Here is a 19,101-nt window from a genome sequence, read left to right as displayed (position 1 = left end):
TAGGCCGGGTAAGGCGTAGCCGCCACCCGGCTTTTTCTTTTTAATCCTGTCTCAACACCTTATGCCCATACGCCAGCAGTGCATCGGTGACGTTGCGCATCATGCGACTTTCCGGCGCAAAACGATGCCAGTAGAGCATCCGGCGCTGATACAGCCCCGGCGTTAAATCAATCAACTCACCGCTTTTCAACTCTTTCTCAATCTGCAGATGCGGGATCATACAGCAGGTAGTGCCCTGACGCGCAAGCTGCACAAAAGCTTCAGACGAGTTGACGATATGGCACGGCACGCTGCCCGGCGGCAGGTCAAAGTTCTGCTGCAGGAACGCCTGATGCATATCGTCCAGATGGTCAAACGCCACGGCAGGCGCCTTCAGCAGCGCGGCGCGGGTGACGCCGTTAGGGAAGTAGCGCTCCGCAAAGGCTTTTGAACCCACAAACAGGTAGTCCAGCGCCCCCAGTTGATCCACCAGGCAGCTTGGCAGCGCCTGAGGCTGAATACTGACCGCCCCAACAACTTCACCGCGACGCAGACGTTCCTGGGTACGGGTTTCATCTTCAACCTGTAGATTCAGGCGAATCGGGGAGTCGGCCAGGACCGGGGCAAGGGCGGGCAGTAACCAGGTTGCCAGACTGTCGGCGTTGACCGCCAGAGAGAGGAGCAGCGGCGTGGAGCCCGTTTGTTCGTCACCCAGCCACTCGTCTTCCAGCAGCTCAACCTGGCGCAGCAGGGCGAGGAGCTTTTGACCTTGCTCCGTTGGGCGAGGCGGCACGGTACGCACCAGCAGCGGCTGCCCGAACATGTTTTCAAGCTGTTTGATACGCTGTGATACGGCGGACTGGGTGATACACAGCTTTTGCGCTGCGCGCTCAAAACCGCGTTCACGAATAACTGCATCAAGTGCCTGTAGTGTTCTGTAGTCCGGACGTTTCATTGCTCTGGCTGGCTCCTAAATTTTGCTTAATCTGCACTATGACACAATTTTCCCTTTGTGGCAGACGAAATCCATTCGACGTGTTCTATAATGCGCCCTGAGTTTTCACACCACAGGCAAAACGATCATGACGCAGGATGAACTGAAAAAAGCAGTAGGATGGGCCGCTCTCCAGTACGTACAGCCAGGTACCATTGTCGGTGTTGGTACAGGGTCAACGGCGGCACACTTTATCGATGCGCTGGGCACGATGAAGGGGCAGATCGAGGGCGCGGTTTCGAGCTCTGATGCGTCCACGGAAAAGCTGAAAAGCCTCGGCATTACCGTTTTCGATCTCAACGAAGTGGATCGTCTTGGGATTTACGTTGATGGCGCAGACGAAATCAACGGCCACATGCAGATGATCAAAGGCGGTGGCGCAGCGCTGACCCGTGAAAAGATCATCGCTTCCGTTGCTGACAAATTTATCTGCATCGCTGACGCCTCCAAGCAGGTCGATATTCTGGGTAATTTCCCGCTGCCGGTCGAAGTGATCCCGATGGCGCGGAGTGCGGTTGCCCGTCAGCTGGTGAAGCTGGGTGGTCGTCCGGAATACCGTCAGGGTGTGGTCACTGATAACGGTAACGTGATCCTCGACGTGCACGGCCTGGAAATTCTCGACGCGATTGCCCTGGAAAATGCGATTAACGCTATTCCAGGCGTTGTCACCGTAGGGCTGTTCGCCAACCGTGGCGCGGATGTGGCGCTGATCGGCACCGCTGACGGTGTGAAAACCATCGTAAAATGATCTGACGGGGGGAGCGCTCCCCCCGCTAAAAAATTTTTGAAAAGCTAAATTCGGTGACTTGTGTCACGTTTTTCCACCTCTTTTGCCGATCCTGCCACGTTTGTAAATTTCCTTAGCATTTTGCTCTGCCATTTTGCCCTGTATGACTTTTCTTCAGAGTGCCGACGCAAACGTTCATATTGCTGCAATAGTTTTTTTTGATATGTTGGCTACAGCGGATTTCAATCCAGCACAACATCAGTTCAGATAAAAAACAGGGTCGGGGAAATGGCAAAGGTATCACTGGAGAAAGACAAGATTAAATTCCTGCTGGTCGAGGGCGTGCATCAGAAAGCGCTTGATAGCCTTCGTGCGGCGGGTTACACCAACATCGAATTTCACAAGGGCGCGCTCGATACCGAAGAGCTGAAAGCGTCCATCCGTGATGCCCATTTCATTGGCCTGCGATCCCGTACTCAACTGACGGAAGACGTTATTGCTGCGGCGGAGAAGCTGGTTGCGATTGGCTGTTTCTGCATCGGTACCAACCAGGTTGATCTGAATGCTGCCGCCAAACGCGGTATCCCGGTATTTAACGCCCCGTTCTCCAACACCCGTTCCGTGGCGGAGCTGGTGATTGGCGAATTACTGCTGCTGCTGCGCGGTATTCCGGAGGCTAACGCCAAAGCGCACCGCGGCGTGTGGAACAAACTGGCTGCGGGCTCATACGAAGCGCGCGGTAAAAAACTGGGTATCATCGGCTATGGCCACATCGGTACTCAGCTGGGGATTCTGGCGGAATCTCTGGGGATGCACGTCTACTTTTACGATATCGAAAGCAAGCTGCCGCTAGGGAATGCGACGCAGGTGCAGCATCTCTCTGACCTGCTGAACATGAGCGACGTGGTAAGCCTGCATGTGCCGGAAAATGCGTCCACCAAAAACATGATGGGTGCAGAAGAGCTGGCGCTGATGAAACCGGGCTCACTGCTGATCAACGCCGCGCGCGGTACGGTGGTCGACATCCCTGCGCTGTGCGATGCTCTGAAGCGTAAGCATCTGGCGGGGGCGGCCATTGACGTGTTCCCGACGGAGCCTGCCACCAACAGCGATCCGTTTAACTCTCCGCTCTGCGAATTCGACAACGTGATCCTGACGCCACACATCGGCGGGTCTACTCAGGAAGCGCAGGAGAATATCGGCCTTGAAGTGGCGGGTAAGCTGAGCAAATACTCCGACAACGGTTCCACGCTCTCTGCGGTGAACTTCCCGGAAGTGTCTCTGCCGCTGCACGGTGGTCGCCGTCTGCTGCACATCCACGAAAACCGTCCTGGCGTGCTGACGGCTATCAACCAAATCTTTGCCGAGCAGAGCGTCAACATTGCCGCCCAGTACCTGCAAACCAACTCGCAGATGGGTTACGTGGTGATTGATATCGAAGCGGATGAAGATGTTGCCGAGAAAGCACTGCAGAGCATGAAAGCTATTCCGGGGACGATTCGCGCGCGCCTGTTGTACTGATGGTGCGGTTTGTGGTGTCGGGTGGCGAGGTAAATGCAAAACGGTAACCATCGTTACCGTTTTTTATGTTTTCACCCTCTCCCTGTGGGAGAGGGCTGGGGTGAGGGCATCAGGCTGCACGCCTGTTTCACCACTCCCACAACGTCGATGGCGTCACCACCGCTGGCAACGGCACATCCCATTTCTCGACGGGCAACGCTTCTACAGCCTGGCAATCATGCGCATACCCCACCGGCTGTAATCCATACTGCTGCCAGTTTTGCAGCGTCCGGTCGTAAAAACCGCCGCCCATTCCTAAGCGCTGGCCCTGTTCATCAAACGCCACCAGCGGCGTAATCAGCACGTCCAGCTGTGACAGCGGGAGCACGTCGCGCACGTCGAGTTTGGGCTCGGTAATTTTCAGACGATTCACCACCAGCTCGCTGTGCGGATGGTAGTGCAGAAACAGAAGATTGCCTTTGCTAAAAGGATGCAGCACCGGCAAATAAACCTTCTTCCCGGCGCGCCAGAGCTGGTCGATAAGTGGTTGGGTATCGAGCTCGCCATCAAACGACAGGAACAGAGCGACCGTGTTAGCCATAACCACCGGGGGCCACGCCATCATGCGGGCGGCGGCCTGCTGGGCAAAATGCGACTGTTGTTCAGCCGTAAGTGCACGACGACGCTGGCGAATAAGTTGACGGATATCCTGGCGTGAGGCAGAAACTTCAGGGAATTGAGTCATGGTAGTAGGTAGAAGAAGAAAGAGGGAATCTCCGAGATGCCGCCGCAGGCTGTAACCCTTGAACCCTTGGTTCAAGGTGAATGTGTCGTCATAGTTTTAAGGCTTCTCGGACGGACCGAGCATGCTCACCAACCATGGAGCGCCACATTCTTGTGGTATGAAATATCGGCTCAGGGGACTGGCCCGCTTGCGAACATCTCAGAGAAATTTTGTCTTCACAGTTACTCTACCATAGTCAACTGAGAAGTGTTATTCAAACTTTGGTCCCGGTCTTTCGGGATTGCGACCTTGATCAAGCAATGCCTGTTCTATGGTCTGCTGGAGCATTTTAATGCGCTGCTCCATGCTAGCCGCGTAGTCGCGGGTCTTCGCTTTTTCCTGAGTCAGTTCATAGCTGATGTTCAACGCGGCGATGAAAACCAGCTGCTCAGTATTTGTGACTCTAGTGCGTTCTTTTAGATCTTGCAACCGCTGATTCAAATCGTCCGCAGCCTGATTCAAAGCATCCCTTTGTTCAGGCGGACAATTCACTCGCAGTGAACGGCCAAAAATCTGGAGATCGACGGGTTGTGCAGACATGCCACCTTCCTGCTGATTGACTGCGCTGCCTTCGCTTACTGCCCCGGGGGCTGCGAAGGGGCGACACTATAGCTACCCTGATGTGAAGATACAAGCCCTTTTCTGGTATCACCAGGGTCCAAAGTGGTAGCATATCATGAATATCCTCCCTTTGATGACGAATGCGTATGTCTATACAGAACGAAATGCCTGGTTACAAGGATTTAAACCAGTTACTGAACCAGCAGGGAGTCGGACTTACCCCTGCCGAAATGCACGGTCTGATCAGCGGCATACTGTGCGGCGGAAACAGCGACAGCTCATGGCAGCCGCTGATCCACGACCTCACGAACGAAGGGCTGGCGTTTGGCCACGAGCTGGCAGAATCGCTGCGTAAAATGCATGCGGCAACCAGTGATTCGCTGGAAGACGATGGCTTCCTTTTTCAGCTTTATCTGCCTGAAGGTGATGACGTCAGCGTCTTCGATCGTGCCGATGCGCTCGCGGGTTGGGTAAACCACTATCTGCTTGGCCTGGGCGTAACCCAGCCTAAGCTTGATAAAGTGACCGGCGAAGCGGGTGAAGCGATCGACGATCTGCGTAACATCGCCCAGCTCGGCTACGATGAAGAGGAAGACCAGGAAGAGCTGGAAATGTCCCTCGAAGAGATTATTGAGTACGTGCGCGTGGCGGCGCTGTTGTGCCACGACAACTTTACGCGCTCACAGCCGACCGCGCCGGAAGTTCGTAAGCCAACCTTACATTAAGAAAAATAACGCACAGGAGGGTGTCATGGTTATCTCGCAACAAGAGTATTTGCGCCGTCGTCAGGCGCTGCTGGCAAAAATGCAGCCTGGCAGTGCGGCGCTGATTTTTGCCGCGCCGGAAGTGACGCGCAGTGCCGACAGCGAATATCCCTATCGCCAGAATAGCGATTTCTGGTACTTCACCGGCTTTAACGAGCCGGAAGCGGTCCTGGTGCTGATTAAGAGTAATGACACCCACAACCACAGCGTGATTTTTAACCGCGTACGCGATTTAACCGCTGAAATCTGGTTTGGCCGCCGCTTAGGGCAAGAGGCCGCACCGGAGAAGCTGGGCGTCGACCGCGCGCTGGCGTTTAGCGAAATCAATCAGCAGCTCTATCAGTTACTCAACGGCCTCGACGTGCTTTATCACGCGCAGGGCGAATATGCGTACGCCGATGAGATTGTTTTCACCGCTCTGGATAAGCTGCGCAAAGGCTCGCGTCAGAATCTGTCCGCGCCGGCCACGCTGACGGACTGGCGTCCGGTGGTGCATGAGATGCGCCTGTTCAAATCTGAAGAAGAGCTGAACGTGATGCGCCGCGCTGGTGAAATCAGCGCCCTGGCACACACCCGCGCCATGGAAAAATGCCGTCCTGGTCTGTTCGAATACCAGCTGGAAGGCGAAATTCACCACGAATTTAACCGTCACGGCGCGCGCTTCCCGTCATACAACACCATTGTCGGCGGCGGGGAGAACGGCTGCATCCTGCATTACACCGAAAACGAAAGTGCGCTGCGCGATGGCGATCTGGTGCTGATTGACGCCGGTTGCGAATATCAGGGCTACGCGGGTGACATCACCCGTACTTTCCCGGTGAACGGTAAGTTCTCGCCCGCGCAACGAGCAATTTATGACATCGTTCTCGAATCACTTGAAACGGCGCTCACGCTGTATCGCCCGGGCACGTCCATTCAGGAGGTGACCGGCGAAGTTGTGCGCATCATGATTACCGGACTGGTGAAGCTTGGCATCCTGAAAGGCGACGTGGACACCCTGATCGCCGAAAATGCGCATCGTCCGTACTTTATGCACGGCCTGAGCCACTGGCTGGGGCTGGATGTGCATGATGTGGGGGCGTACGGTACCGACCGTTCACGCGTGCTGGAACCGGGCATGGTGCTGACCGTCGAGCCGGGGCTGTATATCGCGCCGGATGCCGATGTGCCCGAAGCGTACCGCGGAATTGGCATTCGTATTGAAGATGACATCGTCATCACCGAAACCGGTAACGAAAACCTGACCGCGAGCGTGGTGAAACACGCAGACGATATCGAGGCGCTGATGGCAGCGGCACGCGTATGAGCGTGATTATCGTTGGCGGCGGCATGACCGGCGCCACCCTGGCACTGGCGATCTCGCATTTGACGAAGGGGCAGCTTCCGGTGCATCTCGTTGAGGCGGTTGCACCACAAACGAAGAATCACCCCGGCTTTGATTCTCGCGCCATTGCCCTGGCGCAGGGAACCTGCCAACAGCTTTCCCGAATTGGCATCTGGCAGGCGATTGCCGACTGCGCCACCGCCATTCATACCGTGCATGTGAGCGATCGCGGCCATGCCGGGTTTGTGACGCTGGATGCCCATGATTATCGTATTGACGCCCTGGGTCAGGTCGTTGAACTCCATGATGTTGGCCTGCGCCTGTTTCGTCTGTTGCAGGACGCGCCAGGCGTGACCCTGCATTGTCCGTCACGCGTTGCGAGCTTTACCCGCAGTGAAGAAACGGTCAGCGTGACGCTGGATAATGGCACCGTTCTCGACGGCCAGCTTCTTGTGGCGGCGGACGGGTCGCGCTCGGCGCTCGCCACCCAGTGCGGCGTTGAGTGGCAGCAGCAGCCTTACGGGCAGGTTGCGGTCATTGCGAACGTCTCTACTGCCGCAGAACACAACGGCCGGGCGTTTGAGCGCTTCACGCAGCACGGTCCGCTGGCGATGCTGCCGATGTCGGATGGTCGCTGCTCGCTGGTCTGGTGCCATCCGCAGGAAAAGGCGGAAGACGTTAAGGCCTGGTCCGACGAACGTTTTTGCAGTGAACTGCAGAAAGCGTTTGGCTGGCGGCTGGGTCGCATTACCCATGCGGGAAAACGTGCGGTATACCCGCTGTCGTTAACTACCGCATCACAGTCTGTTTCGCACCGCGTGGCGCTGGTCGGCAACGCCGCGCAAACGCTTCACCCCATCGCGGGTCAGGGTTTTAATCTGGGTCTGCGGGATGTGATGAGCCTGGCCGAAACGCTTTCGCAAGCGTGGAGCGAACAGAAAGATTGCGGCGCATACCCGGTACTCAGCCATTACCAGAAGCGACGTCAGGCCGATAAAGAGGCGACAATCGGCGTTACCGATGGTTTAGTCCATCTCTTTGCCAATCGCTGGGCGCCGCTGGTTGCCGGTCGCAACCTCGGGCTGATGGCGATGGAACTGTTCATTCCGGCACGCGACGTGCTGGCGCAGCGGACCCTGGGTTGGGTCGCGCGTTAAGGAGTTATCACTGTGCAAAATGTTGATGTTGCCATCGTTGGCGGCGGAATGGTTGGACTGGCCCTGGCCTGCGGATTACAAGGCAGCGGCCTGCGTGTGGCCGTGCTGGAGCAAAAGCAGCCTCAGCCCGTCGCACCTGATGCCCCGCCGGAACTCCGCGTGTCGGCAATAAATGCGGCCAGCGAAAAGCTGCTGACGCGCCTTGGCGTCTGGTCAGATATCGTGGCCCAGCGTGCGAGCTGCTATCACGGCATGGAGGTATGGGATAAAGACAGCTTTGGTCATATTGCTTTTGATGATGAAAGCATGGGCTATAGCCATCTGGGTCACATCATTGAGAATGCGGTGATCCACCACGCGCTGTGGCAGAAAGCTCAGCAGTGCAGCGACGTAACGCTGGTTGCGCCTGCGCAAATCCAGCAGGTTGCGTGGGGCGAAAACGAGGCGTTTATCACCCTGCAAAGTGGCGATATGCTCACCGCGCGTCTGGTGGTCGGTGCCGATGGCGCTAACTCCTGGCTGCGCAATAAAGCGGATATTCCGCTGACCTACTGGGATTACCGCCATCATGCCATGGTGGCGACGATCCGTACCCAAGAGCCGCACGGCGGCGTGGCGCGCCAGATTTTCCACAACGACGGCATTCTGGCATTCCTGCCGTTAAGCGATCCGCATCTCTGCTCAATTGTCTGGTCTCTGGTGCCGGAAAAAGCGCAGCAGATGCAGGAGGCGACGCCAGAGGCCTTTAACCAGGCACTGTGCGTGGCGTTTGATAACCGTCTGGGGCTTTGTACTCTTGAGAGCGAGCGTCAGGTCTTCCCCTTAACCGGACGCTATGCGCGTCAGTTTGCCGCGCACCGTCTGGCGCTGGTGGGCGACGCGGCCCATACCATTCATCCGCTGGCCGGGCAGGGCGTTAATCTCGGCTTTATGGATGCGGCGGAGCTGGTAGAAGAGCTGCGTCGTCTGCAGCGAGAGGGTAAAGATATTGGGCAGCATGTGTATCTGCGTCGCTACGAGCGCAGCCGCAAGCACAGTGCGGCGATTATGCTTGCAGGCATGCAGGGCTTCCGTGAGCTGTTTGCCGGGGCAAATCCGGCGAAAAAACTGCTGCGTGATATTGGGCTCAAGCTCGCCGATACCCTCCCTGGCGTCAAACCTCAACTCCTGCGTCAGGCGATGGGTCTTAACGACCTGCCGGACTGGCTGAAATAAAATAGACCCCCGTCACACTTTCTTTTCCCGGCCTCTGTGCCGGGAAAATTCCCTCGTTTGAAATATTCTAATTCCACGTCATTTTTCGCATTAGATAATCTAATGTCATGATTTTTATGTGACGGAAATTCGGCCCGTTTCTCCGCATGAAATATCACCATGTGCTAAATCCTGTTAGATCATTGTTAATTTTGTGCGGGGTTAATCGCATTTTTCCAGTGAATAACTCTGTAGGCTTTTCAGCGTTTTTTGGTCATAAGCTAATGTGATGACCCGTTTTACCTTATGGTTAACCGCCGGTTTCGGTGGTAAGTTCAGGTAAAAGAGAACGTTTGCGTCGGCATTCGGAAACGAGGCCGATACCGGGTTTCACGGTGAATTTTTCAACGAGGACAAGATGGCTCAACAGACTCCTTTGTACGAACAGCACGTGTTATGCGGCGCCCGCATGGTGGATTTCCATGGCTGGATGATGCCGCTGCACTACGGCTCGCAAATTGATGAGCACCACGCGGTGCGCACCGATGCCGGTATGTTCGACGTGTCCCACATGACAATTGTCGATCTGCGCGGTAGCCGCACCCGGGAGTTTCTACGTTATCTGCTGGCGAACGATGTCGCGAAGCTGAAGACACCGGGGAAAGCGCTCTATACCGGTATGCTGAACGCCTCGGGTGGCGTGATTGATGACCTTATCGTCTACTACTTCACCGAAGACTTCTTCCGCCTCGTTGTAAACTCCGCCACCCGCGAAAAAGACCTCTCCTGGATCACCCAACACGCCGAACCTTATGCCATCGACATCACCGTCCGTGACGATCTGTCGCTGATTGCCGTGCAGGGGCCGAACGCGCAGGCGAAAGCCGCGTCTCTGTTCAGCGACGAGCAGCGTAAAGCCACCGAAGGGATGAAGCCCTTCTTTGGCGTGCAGGCGGGCGATCTGTTTATTGCCACGACCGGCTATACCGGTGAAGCGGGCTATGAAATTGCCATGCCAAACGAGAAAGCAGCTGATTTCTGGCGTGCGCTGGTGGAAGCGGGCGTGAAGCCGGCTGGCCTGGGCGCGCGCGATACGCTGCGCCTTGAAGCGGGGATGAACCTCTACGGTCAGGAGATGGACGAAGGCGTCTCTCCGCTGGCGGCCAACATGGGCTGGACCATCGCATGGGAACCCGCTGACCGTGAGTTTATTGGCCGCGAAGCGCTGGAAATGCAGCGCGAGAAGGGCACTGAACAGCTGGTTGGCCTGGTGATGAAGGAAAAAGGCGTGCTGCGCGGAGAACTGCCGGTGCGTTTTACCGATGCCGACGGCAATCCGCGCGAAGGCGTGATCACCAGCGGGTCCTTCTCCCCGACGCTGGGCTACAGTATTGCACTGGCTCGCGTGCCGGCGGGCATTGGCGAGACGGCGGTGGTGCAAATCCGCAACCGCGAAATGCCGGTCAACGTGACCAAACCGATTTTTGTTCGCGCCGGTAAGCCGGTCGCCTAACTATTTTTATCAGGAGAACTTCAATGAGCAATGTGCCAGCAGAACTGAAATACAGCAAAGAACACGAGTGGCTGCGCAAAGAGGCGGACGGCACTTACACCGTAGGGATCACCGAGCATGCGCAGGAGCTGCTGGGCGACATGGTGTTTGTTGACCTGCCGGAAGTGGGCGCAACCGTGAGCGCGGGCGATGACTGCGCCGTGGCGGAGTCCGTTAAAGCAGCATCCGATATCTACGCACCGGTAAGCGGTGAAATTGTGGCCGTAAACGACGCGCTGAGCGATTCGCCGGAGCTGGTGAACAGCGAGCCTTATGAAGGTGGCTGGATCTTCAAGATCAAAGCCAGTGACGAATCTCAGGTTGCCGCGCTGCTGGATGCGACCGCGTACGAAGCCCTGTTAGAAGACGAGTAATTGTTAATCCCCCTCTCCCTCCGGGAGAGGGCAGGGGTGAGGGTGCCCATCTTCCCCTCACCCTAACCCTCTCCCGAGGGGAGAGGGAACTTAAATTCACTGCACGTTTCAGGAACCATCGCTCATGACACAGACTTTAAGCCAGCTTGAAAACCGTGGCGCTTTCATTGAACGTCACATTGGGCCGGATGCTCAGCAACAGCAGGAGATGCTGAAAACGGTTGGCGCGGATTCATTAAACGCACTGATCGGCCAGATCGTGCCAAAAGACATCCAGCTTGCCACGCCGCCTCAGGTGGGAGAAGCCACCACGGAATTCGCCGCACTGGCGGAGCTGAAGGCCATCGCTGGCCTTAACAAGCGCTATAAGTCTTACATTGGCATGGGCTACACCAACGTGCAGTTACCGCCGGTTATCCTGCGTAATATGCTGGAAAACCCGGGCTGGTACACCGCCTATACCCCTTATCAGCCGGAAGTGTCCCAGGGCCGTCTGGAAGCGCTGCTGAACTTCCAGCAGGTGACGCTCGACCTGACCGGGATGGATATCGCTTCCGCCTCGTTGCTGGATGAAGCGACCGCGGCAGCTGAAGCCATGGCGATGGCAAAACGCGTCAGCAAGCTGAAAAATGCCAACCGCTTCTTCGTGGCGGCGGACGTGCATCCGCAGACGCTGGACGTGGTGCGTACCCGTGCGGAAACCTTTGGTTTTGACGTGATTGTCGACGACGCTGACAAAGTGCTGGATCACCAGGACGTCTTTGGTGTGCTGTTACAGCAGGTGGGTACCACCGGCGAAGTGCATGATTACAGCGCACTGATTGCCGAGCTGAAATCCCGCAAAGTGGTGGTCAGCGTTGCCGCTGATTTTATGGCGCTGGTGCTGCTGACGGCTCCGGGCAAACAGGGTGCGGATATTGTATTCGGCTCGGCCCAGCGTTTCGGCGTGCCGATGGGCTACGGCGGACCGCACGCGGCATTCTTTGGCGCGAAAGATGAATTTAAACGTTCCATGCCAGGCCGCATTATTGGCGTATCGAAAGATGCCGCCGGTAACACCGCGCTGCGCATGGCGATGCAGACTCGCGAGCAGCATATCCGCCGCGAGAAAGCGAACTCTAATATCTGTACTTCTCAGGTTCTGCTGGCAAACATTGCCAGCCTGTACGCCGTCTTCCACGGCCCGGTTGGGCTGAAACGGATTGCCGGCCGCATCCACCGTCTGGCGGATATTCTGGCCTGTGGCCTGCAGCAGAAAGGCCTGAAGCTGCGTCATGAGCACTACTTCGACACGCTGTGCGTTGACGTCGCAGATAAAGCGGCGGTGCTGGCACGTGCGGATGCCGCACAAATTAACCTGCGCAGCGACATTCATCACGCCGTGGGCATCACCCTTGATGAATCCACCACGCGCGACGATATCGTCAACCTGTTTAATGTCGTGCTGGGCGATGCGCACGGTCTGGATATTGATGCGCTGGACAAAGAGGTCGCGCATGACAGCCGCTCTATTCAGGAGAGCATGCTGCGCAATGACGCTATCCTGACGCATCCTGTGTTCAACCGTTATCACAGCGAAACCGAGATGATGCGTTATATGCACTCTCTGGAGCGCAAAGATCTGGCGCTGAACCAGGCGATGATCCCGCTGGGCTCGTGTACCATGAAGCTGAACGCCGCGGCAGAAATGATCCCTATCACCTGGCCTGAGTTCTCCGAGCTGCACCCGTTCTGCCCGCCAGAGCAGGCGGAAGGGTATCATGTCATGATCAACCAGCTTTCCGACTGGCTGGTGAAACTGACCGGTTATGACGCGCTCTGTATGCAGCCGAACTCCGGCGCGCAGGGTGAATATGCGGGGCTGCTGGCAATCCGTCACTATCACGAAAGCCGTAACGAAGGCCACCGTGATATCTGCCTGATCCCGAGCTCTGCCCACGGCACCAACCCGGCGTCTGCCCAGATGGCGGGCATGGAAGTGGTGGTCGTGGCGTGTGATAAGAACGGTAACATCGACCTGGCCGACCTGCGCGCGAAAGCCGAGCAGGCGGGCGATAAGCTCTCCTGCATCATGGTGACCTACCCGTCGACTCACGGCGTGTACGAAGAAACCATCCGCGAAGTGTGTGAAGTGGTGCATCAGTTCGGCGGTCAGGTGTACCTCGACGGCGCGAACATGAATGCTCAGGTGGGCATTACCTCTCCGGGCTTCATCGGCGCGGACGTGTCGCACCTGAACCTGCACAAAACCTTCTGTATCCCACACGGTGGTGGCGGTCCGGGCATGGGGCCTATCGGCGTGAAAGCGCATCTGGCGCCGTTCGTGCCGGGTCACAGCGTCGTGCAGATAGAAGGTATGCTGACCCGTCAGGGCGCGGTCTCTGCTGCACCGTTCGGTAGCGCTTCAATCCTGCCAATCAGCTGGATGTACATCCGCATGATGGGCGCGGAAGGGCTGAAACAGGCAAGCCAGGTCGCGATCCTGAATGCTAACTATATTGCGACTCGCCTGAAGTCGGCCTTCCCGGTGCTTTACACCGGTCGCGATGGGCGTGTGGCACACGAGTGCATCCTCGATATTCGTCCGCTGAAAGAAGCGACGGGTATCAGCGAACTGGATATCGCCAAGCGTCTGATCGACTACGGCTTCCACGCACCAACCATGTCGTTCCCGGTTGCGGGTACGCTGATGGTGGAGCCAACGGAGTCTGAAAGCAAAGCCGAGCTGGACCGCTTTATTGACGCGATGCTGGCCATCCGCATGGAGATAGACCGCGTGCAGGACGGCGAATGGACGCTGGAAGATAACCCGTTGGTTAACGCTCCGCACACCCAGCACGAGATGGTGGCCGAGTGGAATCACGGTTATTCCCGTGAACTGGCTGTCTTCCCGGCAGGCGTGGCGAATAAATACTGGCCGACCGTGAAGCGTCTTGATGACGTATACGGCGACCGTAACCTGTTCTGCTCCTGTGTGCCGATGAGCGAATACCAGTAATTTTTTTGCTGTAGTAACGTAGGCCGGGTAAGGCGAAGCCGCCACCCGGCTTTTTTTTTGGGAGAAGACAATGGCAATTGCACTGGTCACCGGCGCCAGCCGCGGCATTGGCAAAGCCACCGCGCTGCAACTGGCTCGCGAAGGTTATACCGTGGCGGTGAACTATCACCACAATATCAAAGCCGCAAAGGACGTCATCAATCAGATCGTTGAGGCGGGTGGAAAAGCATTTGCCCTGCGTGCAGACATTAGCGATGAAGCGCAGGTCATGGCCATGTTTGACAGCCTCGATCGCGAAGGTGAGCCCCTTACCGCGCTGGTCAATAATGCAGGCATTCTGTTTGAGCAATCCACTATTGAAAATCTGTCCGCTGAACGCATTAATCGCGTGCTGAGCACCAACGTCACGGGCTATTTTCTCTGCTGCCGTGAGGCGGTAAAGCGCATGTCGCACAAACATGGCGGCAAGGGTGGCGCGATTGTCAATGTCTCCTCTGCCGCGTCTCGTCTGGGCGCGCCGGGGGAGTATGTCGATTACGCGGCCTCCAAAGGCGCGGTAGATTCCCTGACTACCGGATTATCGCTGGAGGTAGCGGCGCAGGGTATCCGCGTAAACTGCGTGCGGCCCGGGCTGATTTATACCGATATTCACGCGTCTGGTGGGGAGCCGGGGCGGGTGGATCGCGTGAAATCGTTACTGCCGATGCAGCGCGGCGGCCAGCCGGAAGAGGTCGCGCAGGCGATAGTCTGGCTGCTGAGCGAGAAGGCGTCATACGTGACGGGCAGTTTTATTGAACTGGCGGGCGGGAAATAAACGCCGGGTGGCGGCTTCGCCTTACCCGGCCTACGATTCGCAGGTTTTGTAGGCCGGTGCAAGCGTAGCGCCGCCCGGCGTTACGGCGTTAAAGTTGCTCGCCGTTGCTGGCAATCACGCCTTTATACCATTCGAAGCTTTTCTTACGGGAACGCGACATGTCGCCGGTGCCGTCGTCGTGTTTATTGACGTAGATAAAACCGTAGCGCTTGCTGTACTGGCCGGTAGTGAATGACACGCAGTCAATGCAGCCCCATGGCGTATAGCCCATCAGATCCACGCCATCGTGGGTGACGGCTTTGATCATCTCTTCAACGTGGGCGCGCAGGTAGTCGATACGATAGTCATCGTTGATGCTGCCATCCTCTTCCACCTTATCGTAGGCACCGAAGCCGTTTTCCACGATAAACAGCGGCTTCTGATAGCGTTCGTACAGTTCGCACAGGGAATAACGCAGGCCCACCGGGTCAATCTGCCAGCCCCAGTCGGACGCCTTGACGTGCGGATTAGGTACGCTGCCCTCGAAGCCAGAAATCGCGTCACCGGTGCCACCTTCCGCTTTCACCGCATTGGTCATGTAGTAGCTGAAGCCCAGGTAGTCGCAGGTACCTTCGCGCAGGATCTGCTCATCGCCTGCGTCCATTTTGATGGAGAAACCGCGGCGCTCCCATTCATTCAGTACGTAAGACGGATAGTAGCCACGCAGCTGAACATCGGTAAAGACATAGCGCTCGCGCATGGATTCCTGGGCGAACATCACGTCTTCTGGTTTGCAGGAGAACGGATAGAGCGCCACCATGGCCAGCATGCAGCCGACTTTCATCTCCGGATTGATACGGCGCGCGGCTTTCACCGCCAGGGCACTCGCCACAAACTGGTGGTGCAGCACCTGGTACATGGTCTCTTCCGGATTTTCATGTTCGGTATAGACCACGCCTGAGCAGCAGTAACCAAAGAGTGGCGCACGCCAGTTACGCTGGTTGTTGATTTCATTGAAGGTCATCCAGTATTTGACCTTGTGCTTGTAGCGCTCAAAAACCACTTCCGCGAAGCGTACAAAGAAATCGACCACTTTACGGTTGGTCCAGCTGCCGTACTCCTGCACCAGGTGCAGCGGCATTTCGAAGTGGGAGAGGGTGATCACCGGTTCGATATTGTATTTCAGCAGCTCATCGAACATGTCGTCATAGAACTTCAGCCCTTCCTCGTTTGGCTGCGTTTCGTCACCTTTCGGGAAGATGCGCGTCCAGGCAATCGAGGTGCGGAAACATTTGAAACCCATCTCGGCAAACAGCTTGATATCTTCTTTGTAGTGGCCGTGGAAGTCGATGGCCTCGTGATTTGGGTAGTATTTACCCGGCACCACGTCCTGCGTGATTTCGCGCGGCACGCCGTGCGCTCCGCCGGTCAGTACGTCGCAGATGCTTGGCCCTTTGCCGCCTTTGTCCCAGCCGCCTTCAACCTGATGCGCCGCAACGGCACCGCCCCATAGAAAATCTTTCGGTAAGGTCAATTTTTTCATCGCTGCTATTCTCAATAAATGACGTATTGGTTTTGAGTCTAGCAAAGCGAAATTGAATGTCACGATATAACAATTCGCGGAAATTGTGATTTGTCACATCAAAAAAACAGGATGTTTTATTCCGCCAGTTTCTTCGCCAGTTTGCGTCCGAGAGATTCCAGAATATAGATAACGGGGATTTGTGTGGTGATGTCGTAGACGCCTGCAATACGCGTCTGGGGAACGTGCCAGGAGAGATTAAAATCCGCCAGTTTTGCGAGACGCGAGTGCTCGTGGCTGGTAATGGAGAGCACCTTGCAGTGATGCAGGCTGAACTGGCTGGCGAAGCGCAGGATCTCCTCGGTCTCGCCCGACACAGAGAGCACAATTGCCAGTGCATTTTTCGCCATATCATTGGTGACCGGGAAATAAGGGTCATCAATATGGTTGCTGAATTTTCCGATATTCGAAAAGAAACGGGCACCGTATTTTGCCAGCGATCCTGATGTCCCTGCGCCGACAAATATAATTCGCTCCGAAGAGAGAATGATATTTACCGCGTCATCCAGTAAAGCGTCGAACTCTTCATTATTCACGCTTTTAAAGAAACTGATAATTTCGCTGGCGCCGAAATTCGCCTGCTGAGGTTCGTTCTGTTCAAGATAGAGCTTAAAGCGCACGCGAAACTCAGAATACCCTTCACAGTTGAGCTTACGGCAAAAGCGCAGGATGGTGGTGGTTGAGACGCCCGCCGCATCCGCCAGTTCGCGGATGGTCATGTACATCACTTTGTCACGGTTTTTAATGACATAGTTGTAGACCATCATCTCCAGGTTATTGAGACTGGCAATGGCGGAGTGGGTGAACATACTCACAGTGGCAAAACTCTCATTCAGACCTCGTTTAACCATCATAACATGCAGCCAGACGGCAGGATCTAATTTTATGCTATTGATTCGTAACGCATAAATTTTAATGTGAACAAATGTCAGGTGAAAAATATATCTATGTTTTTGATTTTTATTGTAAAAAAATCACATTGAAAATATTTTAGCTAACAGGTGTTCACTGGAATCATTCTCAGTTAGCATAGTCATGCGATGAATAATCATCTTTAGTTTCCCGGAGTTTTGTATGGCGAGCAGACCATTAATCGCACAGGGATATTCACTGGCGGAGGAAGTAGCCAACAGCATCAGCCATGGCATTGGCCTGGTGTTTGGGATAGTCGGTTTAGTGTTATTGCTGGTACAGGCGGTTGATAGCAATGCCAGCGCGATGGCGATTACCAGCTATAGCCTGTATGGCGGAAGCATGATCCTGTTATTCCTGGCGTCGACGCTCTATCACGCGATTCCGCATCAACGGGCCAAGATATGGCTCAAGAAATTTGACCACTGTGCTATCTATCTGCTTATTGCAGGAACCTATACGCCTTTTCTGCTGGTGGGGCTCAACTCGCCGCTGTCGCGCGGACTGATGATTGTCATCTGGAGCCTGGCGCTGCTAGGGATCCTCTTCAAGCTAACCATTGCACACCGGTTTAAAGTGTTGTCACTGGTGACGTATCTGACCATGGGGTGGCTGTCGCTGATTGTGGTGTATCAACTGGCGATTAAGCTGGCGGTTGGCGGGGTTACGTTGCTGGCAGTGGGAGGCGTAGTGTACTCGCTGGGCGTCATTTTCTACGTCTGCAAGCGCATTCCATACAATCATGCCATCTGGCATGGTTTTGTACTGGGCGGCAGCGTGTGCCATTTTTTGGCGATTTATTTGTATGTGGGGCAGGTGTAGTTTGTTGTCGGGTGGCGGCTTCGCCTTACCCGACCTACGGGATCGGTAGGCCCGGTAAGCGCAGCGCCACCGGGCGATACAGCATCACTCTTCCAGCGAATACGGTAACGGCTCAATACTCAACGTATTCGCATCATCACGCACGCGGAACACGCTGTCGGCTTCCATGTCGTTGTTCATGACGGCCTGGACTAAAAGACGACCATCATCCAGCTGTACGGCGGCTAACACGGTGCCGGTACGGCGCCAGTTATCGCCCATTTTCAGCTCTAAATCTTCACCCGCTTCCGGTACGCGGCTGGCATGACCTGCCAGTGTCCACAGTGCACGTTTATTTGCCCCACGGAATTTTGCACGCGCCACCATCTCCTGGCCGGTGTAACAGCCTTTTTTAAAGCTGATGCCGCCCAGCGCCTGCAGGTTAGTAGCCTGTGGAATAAACTGCGCGCTGTTGGCGGCGTCAATGATCGGCAGACCGGCTTCAATATTCAGCGCCAGCCACTGCTGGCTGTTGTTGAGCTGCGCTTCGCCGCGCAGTGCTTCGATGACGCGTTCGGCGGTTGCGGCATCCGTGACAAGCAGGAAGCGCTCCGCCGGATGTTCAAACCACAGGATGGAGGTGGCCCCCTCGCTGACGACCTGTTTTTCTGCATCCGGCAGCTCAGCAAACAGATTTTTCAGCGCGGCACGTGCCTGGAAGCCCGCCACGCCCAGCAGAACATGTTCGTCGTCCGGGACGATAGTGACTTTGGAAAAGACTGCATACTTTTTCAGCTCTTTGAGCTGCGCATCTCGCAGGCTGCGGCGTTCAATAAAGGCAAAACCGTCCTGACGGCGGAAAAGACGCAGATTGCTCCACATTTTGCCTTTGGGGTCACAATGCGCCGCCAGCAGGTGCTGGTGTTCGGTCATCTGGCTGACGTCGGCGGTGACCTGGCCCTGGAGGTATTTTTCGGCGTCGGCGCCGGCGAGCGTCGCCAGCGCCCAGTCATCAAGAGAAATAAGCGTCAGCGGCAGACGCGCAGAGGCGGCGGGCTGGCGAGGAGAAAATGGTGTAAATGCCATAACGATATCCTGAATTGCT

General features: G+C 56.0%; 17 protein-coding genes and 1 other RNA gene. 11 read left to right on the top strand and 7 right to left on the bottom strand.

Translation table 11 applies throughout. The features are described from left to right. Positions 1 to 40: 40 nt before the first annotated feature. A complete protein-coding gene (gene argP, locus ABFI50_RS05125; protein ID WP_008499727.1) occupies positions 41 to 934 on the bottom strand; it encodes a DNA-binding transcriptional regulator ArgP in 894 nt (297 codons plus the stop codon). Positions 935 to 1,061: 127 nt separating this feature from the next. Here argP and rpiA point away from each other — a divergent pair, with 127 nt between their 5' ends. Together rpiA and serA are read left to right on the top strand one after the other, a co-directional pair. Further along, positions 1,062 to 1,721, top strand: coding sequence for a ribose-5-phosphate isomerase RpiA (gene rpiA, locus ABFI50_RS05120; RefSeq protein WP_014885151.1), 660 nt, complete (start codon positions 1,062 to 1,064; stop codon positions 1,719 to 1,721). 267 nt (positions 1,722 to 1,988) lie between these two features. Beyond that, the gene (serA, locus tag ABFI50_RS05115; protein WP_014885150.1) at positions 1,989 to 3,221 is read left to right on the top strand and encodes a phosphoglycerate dehydrogenase; all 1,233 of its coding nucleotides are present in this window, start codon (positions 1,989 to 1,991) and stop codon (positions 3,219 to 3,221) included. Between the two features lie 127 nt (positions 3,222 to 3,348). Here serA and ABFI50_RS05110 read toward each other — a convergent pair whose 3' ends face one another. The 3 genes from ABFI50_RS05110 to zapA all read right to left on the bottom strand — a co-directional run bounded on the left by ABFI50_RS05110 (position 3,349) and on the right by zapA (position 4,524). Next, the gene (locus ABFI50_RS05110; protein WP_014885149.1) at positions 3,349 to 3,945 is read right to left on the bottom strand and encodes a 5-formyltetrahydrofolate cyclo-ligase; all 597 of its coding nucleotides are present in this window, start codon (positions 3,943 to 3,945) and stop codon (positions 3,349 to 3,351) included. 24 nt (positions 3,946 to 3,969) lie between these two features. Further along, positions 3,970 to 4,153, bottom strand: a non-coding RNA gene (gene ssrS, locus ABFI50_RS05105) — 6S RNA. Between the two features lie 41 nt (positions 4,154 to 4,194). Then, positions 4,195 to 4,524, bottom strand: a complete 330-nt coding sequence (gene zapA / locus ABFI50_RS05100) for a cell division protein ZapA (protein ID WP_006811891.1) — start codon at positions 4,522 to 4,524, stop codon at positions 4,195 to 4,197. 167 nt (positions 4,525 to 4,691) lie between these two features. Between zapA and ABFI50_RS05095 the strand changes: the two genes are divergently transcribed. The 8 genes from ABFI50_RS05095 (at position 4,692) to ABFI50_RS05060 (ending at position 14,722) form a co-directional block, all read left to right on the top strand. Further along, positions 4,692 to 5,270 (top strand): YecA family protein, encoded by a 579-nt coding sequence (locus tag ABFI50_RS05095; protein WP_014885148.1) that lies wholly within the window; start codon positions 4,692 to 4,694, stop codon positions 5,268 to 5,270. A gap of 31 nt (positions 5,271 to 5,301) precedes the next feature. Further along, positions 5,302 to 6,615: a Xaa-Pro aminopeptidase gene (pepP, locus tag ABFI50_RS05090; RefSeq protein WP_086527817.1), complete on the top strand. Its 1,314-nt coding sequence runs from the start codon at positions 5,302 to 5,304 to the stop codon at positions 6,613 to 6,615. Next, the gene (gene ubiH, locus ABFI50_RS05085; protein WP_023331249.1) at positions 6,612 to 7,790 is read left to right on the top strand and encodes a 2-octaprenyl-6-methoxyphenyl hydroxylase; all 1,179 of its coding nucleotides are present in this window, start codon (positions 6,612 to 6,614) and stop codon (positions 7,788 to 7,790) included. Before pepP ends, ubiH begins: the two co-directional genes overlap by 4 nt. 12 nt (positions 7,791 to 7,802) lie before the next feature. After that, complete coding sequence (gene ubiI / locus ABFI50_RS05080) at positions 7,803 to 9,005, top strand: FAD-dependent 2-octaprenylphenol hydroxylase (RefSeq protein WP_347485522.1); 1,203 nt, start codon at positions 7,803 to 7,805, stop codon at positions 9,003 to 9,005. A gap of 397 nt (positions 9,006 to 9,402) precedes the next feature. Next, positions 9,403 to 10,497, top strand: a complete 1,095-nt coding sequence (gene gcvT / locus ABFI50_RS05075; RefSeq protein WP_014885144.1) for a glycine cleavage system aminomethyltransferase GcvT — start codon at positions 9,403 to 9,405, stop codon at positions 10,495 to 10,497. Positions 10,498 to 10,520: 23 nt separating this feature from the next. Continuing rightward, positions 10,521 to 10,910, top strand: a complete 390-nt coding sequence (gcvH, locus tag ABFI50_RS05070) for a glycine cleavage system protein GcvH (RefSeq protein ID WP_014885143.1) — start codon at positions 10,521 to 10,523, stop codon at positions 10,908 to 10,910. A gap of 124 nt (positions 10,911 to 11,034) precedes the next feature. Further along, positions 11,035 to 13,908 (top strand): aminomethyl-transferring glycine dehydrogenase, encoded by a 2,874-nt coding sequence (gcvP, locus tag ABFI50_RS05065; RefSeq protein ID WP_023331246.1) that lies wholly within the window; start codon positions 11,035 to 11,037, stop codon positions 13,906 to 13,908. 70 nt (positions 13,909 to 13,978) lie between these two features. Next, positions 13,979 to 14,722: an SDR family oxidoreductase gene (locus tag ABFI50_RS05060; protein ID WP_014885141.1), complete on the top strand. Its 744-nt coding sequence runs from the start codon at positions 13,979 to 13,981 to the stop codon at positions 14,720 to 14,722. Positions 14,723 to 14,810: 88 nt separating this feature from the next. On the opposite strand, the gene bglA is transcribed toward ABFI50_RS05060, so the two are convergent. Further along, positions 14,811 to 16,244 (bottom strand): 6-phospho-beta-glucosidase BglA, encoded by a 1,434-nt coding sequence (bglA, locus tag ABFI50_RS05055; RefSeq protein ID WP_014885140.1) that lies wholly within the window; start codon positions 16,242 to 16,244, stop codon positions 14,811 to 14,813. Between the two features lie 116 nt (positions 16,245 to 16,360). Next, positions 16,361 to 17,092, bottom strand: coding sequence for a MurR/RpiR family transcriptional regulator (locus ABFI50_RS05050; protein WP_014885139.1), 732 nt, complete (start codon positions 17,090 to 17,092; stop codon positions 16,361 to 16,363). Between the two features lie 265 nt (positions 17,093 to 17,357). Here ABFI50_RS05050 and ABFI50_RS05045 point away from each other — a divergent pair, with 265 nt between their 5' ends. Continuing rightward, a complete protein-coding gene (locus tag ABFI50_RS05045; RefSeq protein WP_347485519.1) occupies positions 17,358 to 18,017 on the top strand; it encodes a hemolysin III family protein in 660 nt (219 codons plus the stop codon). A gap of 84 nt (positions 18,018 to 18,101) precedes the next feature. Here ABFI50_RS05045 and ygfZ read toward each other — a convergent pair whose 3' ends face one another. Further along, on the bottom strand, positions 18,102 to 19,082 hold the full coding sequence (gene ygfZ / locus ABFI50_RS05040; protein WP_347485517.1) for a tRNA-modifying protein YgfZ: 981 nt from the start codon (positions 19,080 to 19,082) through the stop codon (positions 18,102 to 18,104). Between the last annotated feature and the right edge of the window lie 19 nt (positions 19,083 to 19,101).

It is taken from the genome of Enterobacter sp. HNDS-6 (assembly GCF_039850505.1).
Taxonomy (GTDB): domain Bacteria; phylum Pseudomonadota; class Gammaproteobacteria; order Enterobacterales; family Enterobacteriaceae; genus Enterobacter; species Enterobacter kobei.
The sequence above is the reverse complement of the archived record's forward strand: the minus strand, read 5'-3'. Positions and strand labels throughout refer to the sequence as shown.